Source organism: Dickeya oryzae (genome assembly GCF_020406815.2).
Taxonomy (GTDB): domain Bacteria; phylum Pseudomonadota; class Gammaproteobacteria; order Enterobacterales; family Enterobacteriaceae; genus Dickeya; species Dickeya oryzae.
The window spans coordinates 2,820,111-2,834,541 of sequence record NZ_CP162670.1 but is presented as its reverse complement, the minus strand read 5'-3'; the positions used below and the strand labels follow the sequence as shown (position 1 = coordinate 2,834,541).

Below are 14,431 nucleotides of genomic sequence, written 5' to 3'. Positions count from 1 at the left end.
TAATGTTTTTTTAGCGGTAATGTTTTTTAACGGCAATAGCCGGAGTGTTAAGGCGAGCGCCTCCGTCGCGTCAACACCCCGGTCATGCCCGTGCGGCAGTATGAGCGATTGTTGTTATCAGCCAGGCCACAGGAGGCGGCGAATGGGTGTGTATCACCACCACTATGACCGGCATATGCTGTGTCCGCATTGTGATCTGCTGGTAGAACTGCCGACATTACAGGATGGGCAGCGGGCGGTGTGCCCGCGCTGTAAAACCGCGTTGTCCAGCCGTCAGCGCGAGCCGCGCTGGCGTCCGGCAAGTTTTGCGTTTAGCGCACTGATGATGTTGCTGCTGTCCATGCTGTTTCCTTTCGTTTCGATGAGCGTGGCCGGTATTCGCAGTGAAATCACCTTACTGGAAATTCCCCGGGTGATGGTGGCGGAAAACTACGCCAGCATGGCGACGCTTTTTCTGCTGTTTGCCCAGTTGGTTCCCGCCTGTTCGATGACGGTGATCCTGTTACTGTGTCTGCGCGCACCGTTGCCTGATGGGGTGCGGCGTCTGTTTACCCGGCTGCTGTTCCAGTTAAAAAGCTGGGGCATGGCGGAAATCTTCCTGGCTGGCGTGCTGGTCAGCTTCGTCAAACTGATGTCATACGGCGATATTGGCATCGGTGCCAGTTTTATTCCGTATATCGTTTTCTGTCTGTTGCAACTGTTGGCTTTTCAGAGCCTGGATCGTCGCTGGTTGTGGGATGACGTCGCACCACCGCCGCTGATGCCAGCCGGGCTGGAAGTCGGGCGGGTTGGACAAGCGCAGGGGGTGCGTTCCTGTCACTGTTGCAGTGCCATTTTGCCTGCCGGGGTCGTGCGTTGCCCACGCTGCTATACCCATGGTCATGTGCGGCGGCGTCATAGTTTGCAGTGGACGCTGGCGCTGCTGTTCACGTCAGTGTTGCTGTATGTCCCTGCCAACCTGATGCCGATTATGGTGACTGAAGCCCTGGGGCATAACGTTACCTCGACCATCATGTCCGGGGTTATCCTGTTGTGGGACTCCGGGTCGTGGCCGGTCGCGTTGGTGATTTTTGTCGCCAGTATCATGGTACCCACGCTTAAAATGCTGGCGATGGGGTGGTTGTGCTGGTGTGCGCACGGCGCGCGTCGTCATGATACCGAACGTCTGCACCGGGTGTATGAGGTCGTGGAGTTTGTGGGGCGCTGGTCCATGATCGATGTTTTTGTTATCGCCGTACTGTCGGCGATGGTGCGTATGGGCCGACTGATGAGCATTTACCCGGCCATCGGCGCGGTGTTGTTTGCCACCGTGGTCATTCTGACCATGATTGCCGCAATGACCTTTGATCCCCGCCTGCTGTGGGATAGGCATCACGTGCAAGGAGAGGAGCATTCTGTTGACGAACACTAATCAAGGTATGGCGCAGATAGAGACTATCAAACGCTGGTCGCCGGTATGGATAGTGCCGATTGTGACCGTGCTGATTGGCGCCTGGATTCTGTTTTATCACGTGAGTCATCAGGGGCCGGAAATTACGCTGACCACCAGTAATGCGGATGGTATCGAGCCGGGAAAAACGGCGATTAAAAGCCGCAGCGTGAACGTGGGCGTGGTGGAAGGGGTGAGGCTTAGCGAAGACTTACACCAGGTGGAGATCAAGGCACGGTTAAACGACGGTATGGATAAACTGCTGAGCAAGGATTCGGCGTTTTGGGTCGTCAAGCCACAGATAGGCCGTGAGGGCGTTTCCGGGTTGGGAACGTTGCTGTCCGGCGCGTTCATCCAACTCCAGCCAGGCTCCAGCAAGGAAGACAGCCGCTCGTTCAAACTACTGGATTCGCCACCGCTGGCGTCACCTGACGCGAAAGGGATCCGTATTATTCTCAACAGTGTACAGTCCGGGCAATTGAGCGCGGGCGATCCGGTGCTGTTTCGTGGCTATCGGGTGGGCTCGGTAGAAACCAGCCATTTTGATCCCGCCGCCAGAAAAATACAGTATCAACTGTTTGTCGCCTCACCTTATGACCAACTGGTGACCTCGAATGTCCGTTTCTGGAAAGACAGCGGCGTGGCGCTCAATCTGTCGGCACAAGGAATGCGGGTGGAGATGGGCTCGCTGAGTACGTTGCTCAGTGGCGGCGTCAGTTTTGATGTGCCTACCGGTTGGGACATCGGTAGCCCGGCGCATGAGCGTGATGAATACCAATTGTTTGATAATCAGAACAGTATTCAGGATTCGCTTTACACCGAATACAAAGAGTATTTGCTGTTTTTCGACGAGTCGGTTCGTGGCTTGCAGGCGGGGGCACCGGTCGAGTTTCGTGGCATCCGCCTGGGGACCGTTACCGAAGTGCCGTTCTTCCCTAAAGATATGTCGCAGCGTTTTGATAGCGATTATCGCATTCCGGTCCTGGTACGCATCGAACCAGGGCGGCTCAAGCCGGGGTTACGTGCCCAGATCAACCTGGAACGAGAGTTAAGCAAAGGCGCCGACTCGGGGATGCGGGCATCCATGAAAACCGCCAATCTGTTGACCGGTGCGTTGTATGTGGATCTGGATTTTTACCCGCAACAGAAAGGCCGGATGACGTCGCTGATGCAAGTAGATGGTTATCCGGTGCTGCCGACGGTGAATGGCGGCCTGACGCAGATTCAGCAAAAGCTGATGTCGGTGTTGGATAAGATCAATGGCCTGCCACTCAATCCGATGGTGGAACAGGCGACGAAAACCCTGACAGAGAGTCAGTCTACCCTGCGTGAGTTGCAGAAAACGCTGGCGTCACTCAATAAGCTGACCAGTAGCGATGCGATGCAGCAGTTACCCGCGGATATGCAACGCACCTTGCGCGAGCTGAACAGTAGCCTGCAAGGAGTACAACCCGGCTCACCGGCCTACAACCGCATGGTGGTTGACATGCAACGCCTTGATCAGACGTTGCGTGAGTTGCAGCCGCTGCTGCGTACCCTGAATGACAAGAGTAACGCGCTGATTTTCGAGGCACCGGGTGCCCGTGATCCACAACCGAAGAAGGCGAAACCATGATAAAGCAATGGCCGTTGTGGCTGGTGTTGTTGCTGGCTGCCTGTAGCAGCCCGCAGAAAGTCTATTATCAACTGCCTGCTGTGTCGCAGGGGACAACCAGCCTGTCGGTGAGTCGCCAGTTGTGGGTAGCGCCCATTGTCCTGAGCGATTCGCTGGCTGGAAACGGCATCGTGTTCCAGACCTCAGCCGTGCGTTATACCATTGCCACCAATAATCTGTGGGCCAGCCCGCTGGATCAGCAACTGCAGCAGGTGTTGGCATCGTCGTTACGCACCCGTCTGCCGGGGTGGAATGTGGTGACTAACGGTGTTGCCGACGCGTCGGCGTCCAGTTTGCAAATCAATGTGACTGCGTTTCAGGGGCGCTTTGACGGTAAAGCGGTTATCCAGGGGGATTGGGTACTGCGCAGCAATAAGCGTATCGTGACCCAGCCGTTTAGTCTTGATGTGGCACAAACCGAAGATGGTTATGACGCACTGGTTGCCGCGCTTGGCAAAGGCTGGCAGCAAGTAGCGGAGCAGATTAGTCAGCGGCTATTAGCCGGGAATTGAGACTTATCTGACGTGAAACTCGGATGTCTTATACCGAGAGAGATTGAGTTATAGCAAATACCTCTGAATCCCGTTTTTGTGAGCATGATCGGGTTTCAGGGGTTTTGTTTTTGTCTCAGCCGGTTAGCGCGAAATGTGGTTTTATTCTACGGAAAATTCTTCATTCTGGTTCACAAATATGACAATGGCGTGAATTTTGCGCCTTGATCTTCGTCTCCCAAATGGCTATTCATAGAGTGTGGTTGCATGAAAAACGACCACTGTTTTCTTTCCACCAGAGTCGAAATGAGGGAAACAAGGCATGAAGAGACAGAAAAGAGATCGTCTGGCACGGGCGCATTCACGGGGCTACCAGGCTGGTATCATTGGCCGGTCCAAGGAGCTCTGTCCTTATCAATCTATCGATGCCCGGTCTAACTGGTTGGGAGGCTGGCGAGAAGCCATGGAGGACAGGGCAGTGATGGCCTGATCACGCCTTGTCAATCGAAAAGGGAACAACCTCCGCTGCGGCGGAGGTTTTCGTTTTCAGGTTTGTTCAGGTTTGGGTAATACAGTGCGCCGAATGACATCCCGTCAGCGAGCAAAACGGCTGTCTACCGCATCTGCCAGCATACTTAACAGCCGTTCGCTATCTTGCCAGCCGAGGCAGGCGTCGGTAATCGACTGACCATAGGTGAGCTGGTCTGGATGGCGTAACGGCTGGGTGCCTTCTACCAGAAAACTCTCGGCCATCACGCCAGCAATCGCGCTACCATCGTTCGCGCTACTACCGCCACGAATCTGGTCACATATCGTCTGGGCGACCGTCAGTTGCCGCTGGAACTGTTTCTGGCTGTTGCCGTGGCTGAAATCCACCACCAGTCGTTCTGGTAGTGAGAATTCCCGCAGCGCGTTGCAGGCAGCGGCAATGTGCTCCGCTTCGTAATTTGGGGCTTTGCCGCCACGCAGAATAATATGCCCGAATGGGTTGCCGTGGGTCTGATACACCGTCATGCGGCCGTGTTCATCAGGCGATAAAAGCATATGACGGGCGCGAGCGGCACGGATAGCGTCAACCGCGATACGGACGTTGCCGTCGGTACCGTTTTTGAACCCCACCGGACAAGAAAGCGCGGAGGCCATTTCCCGATGGATTTGGCTCTCGGTCGTGCGTGCGCCGATGGCTCCCCAACTGATGGTATCGGCAATGTACTGCCCGGTGACGATATCCAGAAACTCGGTGGCGGTTGGCAGCCCAAGCGCGTTGATATCCAGCAGCAACTGGCGCGCCTGCGTCAATCCTTCATTGATCAGGAAGCTGCCATTAAGTTGTGGATCAGCTATCAGCCCTTTCCAGCCCACCACGGTGCGTGGTTTTTCGAAGTAGGTCCGCATGACGATTTCCAGCCGGTGCTGGTATCGCGTCCGTAATGCGGCCAAACGTTGGGCATACTCTCTGGCGCTATCAATATGGTGAATGGAACATGGGCCAATGATCACCAGCAAACGGCGATCTTGCCCGGAAAGAATGCGTTCTATGCGTGCACGTGAGGCGATGACGGTGTCGGCGATATCCGGTGTGAGCGGAAGCGCGGTCAACAGTTCATGGGGCGTCATCAGACTGGCAAGTCGTTCACTGCGCCGCTGATCAGTTAGTTGCATGTGTAATCTCTAAATGTCCGTGAAATTTATCGTATCGATCCTTGTCGGCCTGGTTGACTTGCGGGGAGGTGGCTGTAAAACCACCTATACGCCTGCAGGAAAGCCTGACCGCGATGACCGTAGTTTATCACAGGAGATTTTCTACTCCGCTGGATGAGATCAATTAATACATACGTCGATTTATGCCCATCAGGTCAATAATTCTGGCTGAAATTTCTTCTACCGAATAGTTGGTGGTGTTGATGTAGCGAATTTGATGACGACGGAACAGCGATTCCACTTCGCTCAGCTCCATACGGCATTGCCGCAGAGACGCGTACCGGCTGTTGCCGCGTCGTTCTTCACGAATGGCGGTGAGGCGCTCGGCATCAATGGTTAACCCGAACAGTTTTTGCTGATAAGGCTTGAGCGCGTCCGGTAATAACAGGTTGTCCATGTCGTCGGCGGTGAAAGGGTAGTTGGCGGCGCGAATGCCGAATTGCATCGCCAGATAAAGGCTGGTAGGGGTCTTGCCGCAACGGGAAACCCCCAGCAGAATCACCTGTGCCTGATCGAGATTTCGCAATGAAATGCCATCATCATGCGCCAGCGTATAGTCGATGGCGGCGATGCGGGCGTCATACTTGATCAGGTTGTTGGCGGTTAACCCGTGGGTGCGATTGGCGACTGGCGTTGGTGAAACCCCCAACTCCTGCTGCAGCGGTGCGACCAGCGCTTGCACGATATCCTGACAAAATCCTTCGCTGCCGACGATGATGTCGCGGATAGCGGGCGTGACAATGGAGTAGAATACCAGTGGGCGCACGCCGCTTTGATGGTATAAGCTATTAATCTGATCGCGAACGGCAGTAGCCCGGGTTTCATTATCGACAAACGGCAAGGTGTAGCTGGTGGTAGCGACCGGAAACTGGGACATGACCGCATGGCCTAACACTTCTGCGGTAATGGCCGTGCCGTCGGATACATAAAATACGCTTCTTTCCATACTGACTCCTTAAATGCCCTCGCTGGCTATCATAAGGCTTTTGTGCCGAAAATCAGGTGTTTCCTGATTTTTTTGTTGAAACGGCATTTCATTATCCTCATGATTACGATGATATTATTTCACAATATTGGGATTTTTCTGACTTTTAGCAATCTCAATCCGCGAATTCCTTTTTTTTCACCTGGTTGATCGATTCACCTTTCCGTCCTTTTTAAAACCCTGTGCTACGCTGATAAAGCCGAAACTCATTCACGGCGAAATATTTCACACCCTAATTGTATGCAAAAAGGATTATTTTCGATGTCTAACAACGGCCCTGATATGCGTAATGTCCTGTGGTATAACCAGCTTGGTATGCACGACGTTGAGCGGGTGGGAGGCAAAAATGCCTCGCTGGGGGAAATGATCACGAATCTGTCGGAACTTGGGGTGTCGGTTCCGAATGGTTTTGCGACCACCGCCCAGGCGTTTAATGACTTTCTTAACCAAAGCGGTATCAATCAGCGTATCTATGAGCTGTTGGATCGCACCGATGCCGACGACGTCAGCCAGTTGGCTAAAGCCGGTGCACAGATTCGTCAGTGGATTATTGATACGCCATTCCAGCCGGAGCTGGAGCAGGCTATCCGTAGCGCCTATCAGCAACTGGCGGATGGCGAACCGGAAGCATCCTTTGCGGTGCGCTCGTCGGCAACGGCGGAAGACATGCCGGATGCGTCCTTCGCGGGTCAGCAGGAAACCTTTCTTAACGTACAGGGCATAGACGCCGTGATGGTGGCGGTGAAGCACGTGTTTGCCTCACTGTTTAACGACCGCGCCATCTCTTATCGCGTGCATCAGGGCTATGATCACCGTGGCGTGGCGTTATCCGCCGGGGTACAGCGCATGGTGCGTTCGGATCTGGCGGCTTCTGGCGTTATGTTTACGCTGGATACCGAATCGGGTTTCGATCAGGTGGTATTTATTACCGCTGCCTGGGGGCTGGGTGAAATGGTGGTACAGGGGGCGGTGAACCCGGATGAGTTTTATGTGCATAAACCGACGCTGCTGAGCGGCAAACCGTCGATTGTGCGCCGCAATATGGGCTCGAAGAAAATCCGCATGGTGTATGCCGCAACGCAAGAGCACGGCAAACAGGTGCGGGTGGAAGACGTGGAAGAAGCACAGCGTACCCGGTTTTGTCTGAGTGATGACGAAGTGCAGGCGCTGGCGCATCAGGCTCTGTTGATCGAAAAACACTATGGCCGCCCCATGGATATCGAGTGGGCCAAAGACGGTCACACCGGCAAGCTTTACATCGTGCAGGCACGACCGGAAACGGTGCGCTCCAACGGTCAGGTGATGGAGCGTTATCATCTGCCCGCGGGCGGCAAGGTGTTGGTGGAAGGACGCGCTATCGGTCATCGCATCGGTGCCGGTGAAGTGAAAATCGTCCATGACATCAGTGAAATGCATCGAGTGAATGCGGGTGATGTGCTGGTGACCGACATGACCGACCCTGACTGGGAACCGATCATGAAAAAAGCGGCGGCTATCGTCACCAACCGTGGCGGGCGTACCTGCCATGCGGCGATTATCGCTCGTGAATTGGGTATTCCTGCGGTAGTGGGATGCGGCGATGCCACGGAGCGTTTGCAGAACGGCCAAAAAGTCACCGTGTCCTGTGCTGAAGGTGATACCGGCTATGTCTATCAGGATTTGCTGGACTTCACCGTGAAAAGCTCGCAGGTGGACGCCATGCCGTCGCTGCCGCTGAAAATCATGATGAACGTCGGTAACCCGGACCGGGCATTCGACTTCGCCTGCCTGCCAAATGAAGGGGTTGGGTTGGCGCGCCTCGAGTTCATCATCAACCGGATGATTGGGGTTCACCCGCGTGCGTTGCTGGAGTTTGAGCAGCAAATGCCGGAATTGCAGCGTGAAATCCGTACCCTGATGCAGGGGTATGACGATCCGGTAGAATTCTACATCGAACGTCTGAAAGAGGGCATCGCGACACTGGCGTCAGCGTTCTGGCCGAAGCGCGTGATCGTGCGTTTGTCCGACTTCAAATCCAATGAGTACGCCAACCTGCTGGGCGGTACTCGCTACGAACCGGAAGAAGAAAACCCGATGCTGGGCTTCCGTGGCGCAGGTCGTTATGTCTCGCCGAATTTCCGCGCCTGCTTTGCGCTGGAATGTGAAGCGGTGAAACGGGTCCGCAACGGCATGGGGCTGACCAATGTCGAAGTGATGATTCCGTTTGTACGCACCGTGGCGCAAGCGGAGGCCGTGGTGGCGGAGCTGGCGAATCAAGGGCTGAAACGTGGCGAGAATAGCCTGAAAATCATCATGATGTGTGAAATCCCGTCTAACGCTTTGTTGGCGGATGAGTTCCTGAAACATTTTGATGGTTTCTCTATCGGCTCAAACGACATGACCCAGCTTACGTTGGGGCTGGACCGCGACTCCGGTGTCGTCTCCGAGTTGTTTGACGAACGCAATGACGCGGTGAAGGCGTTGCTGGCAATGGCGATCCGTGCTGCGAAAAAACAAGGCAAATACGTTGGAATCTGTGGTCAGGGACCGTCTGACCATGAAGATTTCGCAGCCTGGCTGATGGATGAAGGCATTGATAGCCTGTCGCTGAACCCGGATACCGTGGTGCAGACCTGGCTGAGCCTGGCTGAAAAACGCTAATATTTCGTCTGACTGTTCGATTATACCTAACCGCCCGGCGTAGATGCCGGGCGGTTTTTTTATGTCTGTATACCCTTCATACTTCAAGTTGCAGGTGCGTTGGCTGCCCTCACTCACCCCAGTCACTTACTTGTGTAAGCTCCTGGGGATTCGCTCGATTGCCGCCTTCCTGCAACTCGAATTATTTTGGGTATAGACGGTATTAGTGCGAAACGCAGATAAAAAAAATGCCCACCTCGGGGGATGGGCAAAGACTACACACAGCAATTCGTTACTAGCTCTGACGAGGAGAAACCTCACTGACAAACATTACGTTAACAATAGCTCCGGGTATGAATACTAGGTTTTGGGCCGAGTTGAGTCATTAGGAATCATCCTAATGGTTAATTATTTTTGAATTATTGATTTGCGGTAAAAGTGTTTTTTTCAGAAAAACTGATCTGAAATCGAGTTAAATAGCAAAAATAGTGTTTTATGGCTGGGAAGTTTCTTAAAAGTATAAAATTATCTTACATATTAGGAATGTTCCCGGTGCGGATTACACCGGGAAATGAATGCCGTAGTCAGGGTTTTTTGTGATGGTGTGAGAGCGTACGGATCGGCTGCGGTTCCGGCGAGGCTTTCATCCAGGCCGACAACAGACGGTAGGATACCGCCAATACTACCGGGCCAATAAATAACCCGATCATGCCGAATGCCAGCAACCCGCCGATGACGCCGGACAAGATCAGCAACATCGGTAAATCCGCGCCCATACGAATCAGCAACGGACGAATAATGTTATCCAACGTGCCGACGACACAGCTCCAGACCAGCAAGACGGTGCCCCAGGTGGTGTCACCGCTCCAGTACAGCCAGATAATGGCTGGTACCAGTACGGTCAACGGGCCGATTTGCGCCACACAAGACAAAAACATCAATACCGTGAGCAGCGTGGTGTAGGGGATGCCAGCCAGCGCCAGGCCAATACCGCCCAGCACCGACTGTACGATGGCGGTGACGACGACCCCAAGTGCGACCGCTCGAATAGCCTGAGCCGCCAGAATCACCGCCGAATCTCCACCTTGTCCCCCCAGCCGAATCGCAAACCGGCGTACGCCCAGAGCCACCTGATCGCCTTTGCTGTACAGCAACACGCTAAATAGCACCATCAGTGCGCAGTGCATCAGGAAACGGCCGACATGTGCCGCCTGAGAAACAACCCAGGAAGCCGTCTGGCCGATATAGGGCTGGATTTTGGCCATCAGCGCCGGGCCGCCGCTGTGCGCCAGCGCATGCCAACTGCTGTGCAATTTGGCTCCCACCAGCGGGATGGATTGCAGCCAGTCAAGCGACGGCGGGGTCATCCGCCCTTGCGCGCTGACCCAGTTGATCAGGCTGGAGGTGTTGTCTATGACGCTACTGACCAGAATGGAGGTCGGGAAAACGAACAACAAGACCAGCAGTATGGTCATGACGATAACGGCCAGCGAACGGTGTCCCCAGAGTATCTGCTGCAATCGGATGAGCAGCGGCCAGGTGGCGATAACCACCATGCTGGCCCAGGCGAGCCCGAGAATAAAGGGTTGTACGACCCAGAAGCAGGCAATGATCATAATGCCAATAAATAACAGGCTAAACAGTATTCGAGCGAGATCGAATCGCTGTGACTGAGATTGTCTCATCAAGAGAGGTTACCTCGTTAATTCAGGCGACAGGCCTAATGCAAGATGATGAAAACAGGGCTGGCGGCCATGCCTGTCTGGCTGACAGGTCAGAAGCCGGGCCAGAATTTATCATGCGCGATTTACAGCGATTTGCACAGTGATTCCTGAGCGTAAGCGGCTATTGGCGCAGTGTCGTAACATGGATTTATGGCCATTGCCTGTTTAAGTTTTTGTTGATCCGTTGACGCACTACCGGGGGAAATATGATAAAACGAAAGGTCTGCAGGTAGCGGATTGCTGCCCGCCGACACGTATTTTATTGGCAAACACCTCTCGCATGGACAGGGTCAACAGATAATGATCCCACAGATCACACAAGCGCCGGGAATCGTTCAACCGGTGCTGAGCTTTTTGGAAGCCTTGAAACAACACGGTTTTACCGGCGATATCGCCACGCAGTACGCTGATCGCCTGACGATGGCGACGGATAACAGTATCTATCAGTTATTGCCGGACGCGGTGGTGTTTCCCCGCTCGACCGCTGACGTATCGCTGCTCGCCCGGCTGGCGGGTGAAGCGCGTTTTCATGAGCTGGTGTTCACACCGCGTGGCGGCGGCACCGGCACCAACGGACAGTCGCTCAACCACGGTATTGTGGTGGATATGTCGCGTCACATGAACCGCATTCTGGAAATCAACCCGGAGCAAGGGTGGGTACGAGTAGAAGCTGGGGTTATCAAGGATCAACTGAACCAGTACCTGAAGCCATACGGCTACTTTTTCTCGCCGGAGCTCTCTACCAGTAACCGCGCGACGCTGGGCGGTATGATTAATACCGATGCCTCGGGGCAAGGGTCGCTGGTGTATGGCAAAACCTCAGACCATGTGTTGGGTTTGCGCGCGGTACTGCCTGGCGGTGAACTGCTGGATACGCGGGCGATGCCGGTCGCGCTGGCGGAACAACTGGCGCAGGAAGATTCACCGGTCGGGCGTATATACCACACCGTGCTACATCGTTGCCGCGAGCAGCGCCAGCTGATTATCGACAAATTCCCCAAGCTGAACCGTTTTCTGACCGGGTATGACCTGCGGCATGTGTTCAGCGATGATATGCAAATGTTTGATCTGACCCGCATCCTGACCGGTGCGGAAGGGACGCTGGCGTTTATTACCGAAGCGAAGCTGGATATCACGCCGCTGCCCAAGGTGCGGCGGCTGGTCAATGTCAAATATGACTCGTTCGATTCCGCTTTACGCAACGCGCCGTTCATGGTGGAAGCACGCGCCCTGTCGGTGGAGACGGTGGATTCGAAAGTGCTGAATCTGGCACGTGAAGACATCGTGTGGCACTCGGTCAGCGAACTTATCACCGATGTACCCGGCGAAGAGATGCTGGGGTTAAACATTGTTGAGTTTGCTGGTGACGATGAAACGCTTATCGATGGCCAGGTAGCCTCGTTGTGCGAACGTCTGGATGGACTGCTGGTTAGCCGTGAAGCCGGGGTGATCGGCTATCAGGTTTGTCGTGATCTGGTGGGGATCGAGCGTATTTACGGCATGCGCAAGAAAGCGGTCGGTCTGCTTGGCAACAGCAAAGGGCTGGCAAAGCCGATCCCGTTTGCGGAAGACACCTGTGTACCGCCGCAGCATCTGGCGGATTACATTGCCGAATTCCGTGCACTGCTGGATAGCCACCACCTGAGTTACGGTATGTTTGGCCACGTTGATGCCGGGGTGTTGCATGTCCGTCCGGCACTGGACATGTGCGACCCACAGCAGGAAGTGCTGATGAAACAGCTTTCCGATCAGATAGTGGCGCTCACCGCCAAATACGGTGGCCTGCTATGGGGCGAACACGGTAAAGGTTTCCGTGCTGAATACAGCCCGGCATTTTTTGGGCCAGAACTGTATGACGAGTTGCGCCGAATCAAAGCCGCGTTTGACCCGGATAACCGCCTCAACCCCGGCAAGATCTGTGCCCCGCTGGGGGTAGATGCGCCGATGATGAAAGTGGACGCGGTAAAACGCGGCACCTATGACCGGCAGATTCCGCTGACGGTACGTACCGCTTACCGTGGTGCCATGGAGTGCAACGGTAACGGTCTGTGCTTCAATTTCGATACCCGCAGCCCGATGTGCCCGTCGATGAAAGTGACCGGCAACCGTATCCACTCGCCGAAAGGGCGCGCCACGCTGGTGCGCGAATGGCTGCGTTTGTTGTCAGAGCAAGGGGTAGACCCGCTGGCACTGGAGCAGGCACTGCCGCGCCAGCGCGTCAGTTTTCGTGGTCTGATCGCCAAAACCCGCAATACCCTGGCGGCGCGTCAGGGCGAGTATGACTTCTCGCATGAGGTCAAAGAGGCGATGTCCGGTTGTCTGGCCTGTAAAGCCTGCTCGACGCAATGCCCGATCAAAATTGATGTACCCGGCTTTCGTGCCCGTTTTCTGCAACTGTACCACACCCGTTACCTGCGACCGGCCCGCGACTACCTGGTCGCCGATGTGGAAAGCTACGCCCCATTGATGGCGCGCAGTCCGAAAGCGTTTAACTTCTTCCTGAGCCAGCCGTGGGTCAATACGATTAGCCGTACGGTGATCGGTATGGTGGATTTGCCGTTACTGTCGACCCCATCGCTGCGCCAGCAGTTTGTTGGTCACCGGGCGATGACCACCACGCTGGAGCAACTGGAGCAGATGTCAGCGCAGGCCCGTGCTGATCACGTGCTGATCGTGCAGGATCCCTTTACCAGCTATTACGATGCACAGGTGGTGGCGGACTTTGTCCGGTTGGTCGAAAAATTGGGTTTACGGCCAGTACTGCTACCGTTTTCACCGAACGGTAAACCGCAGCATATCAAAGGATTCCTACAGCGTTTTGCGAAAACCGCCGGTAAAACCGCCGAGTTTCTGAACCGGGTTGCTCGCCTGGGGTTACCGATGGTGGGCGTCGATCCGGCGCTGGTGCTGTGTTATCGCGATGAATACCGGGAAGTGTTGGGCGATAGACGCGGTGAGTTTCAGGTACAACTGGTACATGAGTGGTTGACGACGCTGGTGAACAGCCGTGATGACCGCGCTCCGGCCCTGCGTGATGAGCCGTGGTATTTGTTCGGTCACTGCACTGAAACCACGGCATTGCCAGCCAGCGGACAACAGTGGGCGGCGATTTTCGCGCATTTTGGTGCCCGGCTGGAAAATGTCAGCGTCGGTTGTTGCGGTATGGCCGGTACTTACGGTCATGAAACCCGCAATCTGGCCCATTCTCAGGGGATCTATGCTCTTTCCTGGCAACCGTCCCTGCAACGGTTGCCACAGGCGCGTTGTTTGACTACCGGCTATTCCTGTCGGAGTCAGGTTAAGCGCATGGAAGGGCGTGGAGTCAAACATCCGTTGCAGGCGTTGCTGGAGCTGGTGTGATGCTGTGGAAACGTAGTGTAAATATAGAACAACTCAACCAGATGGCGGTGGGCGGTATGGCCGGTCATATCGGTATCCGCATGACGCACCTGAGTGACGATACGCTGGAAGCGGTGATGCCGGTGGATCATCGCACCCGCCAGCCGTTCGGTCTGCTGCATGGCGGGGCGTCGGTGGCGCTGGCGGAATCGCTTGGCTCTATCGCCGGTTACTTGTGTTCAGAAGGCGACCAACGGGTAGTGGGGGTGGAGATTAACGCTAACCACCTGCGGGCGGTCACCGAAGGCGAGGTGCGAGGAGTGTGTCGTGCGTTGCACACCGGTAAACGGATGCAGGTCTGGCAGATTGATATTTTCGACAGCCAGGATCGGCTGTGCTGCACCTCACGACTGACCACCGCGGTGATTTCACCCGACGCCTGATATCTGTCTTAGCCGTGTCCTGCCGGGCTTGAGGCCTGGCAGGACA

Annotated in this window: 10 protein-coding genes and 1 other RNA gene; 7 read left to right on the top strand and 4 right to left on the bottom strand. The window is 55.0% G+C overall.

Going from position 1 to position 14,431, the window contains the following annotated elements; all coding sequences use genetic code 11:
• Positions 1-142 precede the first annotated feature (142 nt).
• From pqiA to rmf, 4 genes are all read left to right on the top strand, one after another.
• Positions 143-1,411 carry a membrane integrity-associated transporter subunit PqiA gene (gene pqiA, locus LF929_RS12500; protein ID WP_226092922.1) on the top strand — a complete coding sequence of 423 codons (1,269 nt, stop codon included), beginning with the start codon at positions 143-145 and terminating at the stop codon, positions 1,409-1,411.
• Between the two features lie 7 nt (positions 1,412-1,418).
• Positions 1,419-3,044 carry an intermembrane transport protein PqiB gene (pqiB, locus tag LF929_RS12495; RefSeq protein ID WP_038907645.1) on the top strand — a complete coding sequence of 542 codons (1,626 nt, stop codon included), beginning with the start codon at positions 1,419-1,421 and terminating at the stop codon, positions 3,042-3,044.
• Positions 3,041-3,595 (top strand): membrane integrity-associated transporter subunit PqiC, encoded by a 555-nt coding sequence (pqiC, locus tag LF929_RS12490; RefSeq protein ID WP_226092921.1) that lies wholly within the window; start codon positions 3,041-3,043, stop codon positions 3,593-3,595. The genes pqiB and pqiC overlap by 4 nt, the downstream gene beginning before the upstream one ends.
• A gap of 301 nt (positions 3,596-3,896) precedes the next feature.
• Positions 3,897-4,064 carry a ribosome modulation factor gene (gene rmf / locus LF929_RS12485; RefSeq protein ID WP_012884340.1) on the top strand — a complete coding sequence of 56 codons (168 nt, stop codon included), beginning with the start codon at positions 3,897-3,899 and terminating at the stop codon, positions 4,062-4,064.
• 104 nt (positions 4,065-4,168) lie between these two features.
• Here the strand turns inward: rmf and LF929_RS12480 are convergent, their stop codons facing one another.
• Complete coding sequence (locus LF929_RS12480; RefSeq protein WP_210174309.1) at positions 4,169-5,236, bottom strand: 3-deoxy-7-phosphoheptulonate synthase; 1,068 nt, start codon at positions 5,234-5,236, stop codon at positions 4,169-4,171.
• Positions 5,237-5,399: 163 nt separating this feature from the next.
• Positions 5,400-6,221, bottom strand: coding sequence for a pyruvate, water dikinase regulatory protein (locus LF929_RS12475; protein ID WP_038907649.1), 822 nt, complete (start codon positions 6,219-6,221; stop codon positions 5,400-5,402).
• A gap of 300 nt (positions 6,222-6,521) precedes the next feature.
• On the opposite strand from LF929_RS12475, the gene ppsA reads away from it, so the two are divergent.
• Positions 6,522-8,900 (top strand): phosphoenolpyruvate synthase, encoded by a 2,379-nt coding sequence (gene ppsA, locus LF929_RS12470; protein WP_226092920.1) that lies wholly within the window; start codon positions 6,522-6,524, stop codon positions 8,898-8,900.
• A 219-nt stretch (positions 8,901-9,119) separates the two neighbouring features.
• Here ppsA and rprA read toward each other — a convergent pair.
• Both rprA and ydiK read right to left on the bottom strand, forming a co-directional pair.
• An RNA gene (gene rprA / locus LF929_RS12465) (antisense sRNA RprA) lies at positions 9,120-9,230 on the bottom strand.
• Positions 9,231-9,463: 233 nt separating this feature from the next.
• Positions 9,464-10,567, bottom strand: coding sequence for an AI-2E family transporter YdiK (gene ydiK / locus LF929_RS12460; protein ID WP_226092919.1), 1,104 nt, complete (start codon positions 10,565-10,567; stop codon positions 9,464-9,466).
• A 336-nt stretch (positions 10,568-10,903) separates the two neighbouring features.
• Here ydiK and LF929_RS12455 point away from each other — a divergent pair, with 336 nt between their 5' ends.
• Both LF929_RS12455 and LF929_RS12450 read left to right on the top strand, forming a co-directional pair.
• Entirely contained in the window at positions 10,904-13,963 is a 3,060-nt protein-coding gene (locus LF929_RS12455) for an FAD-binding and (Fe-S)-binding domain-containing protein (RefSeq protein WP_210174310.1), read from the top strand.
• Entirely contained in the window at positions 13,963-14,385 is a 423-nt protein-coding gene (locus LF929_RS12450; RefSeq protein ID WP_016940780.1) for a hotdog fold thioesterase, read from the top strand. The genes LF929_RS12455 and LF929_RS12450 overlap by 1 nt, the downstream gene beginning before the upstream one ends.
• The last annotated feature ends 46 nt before the right edge of the window (positions 14,386-14,431 follow it).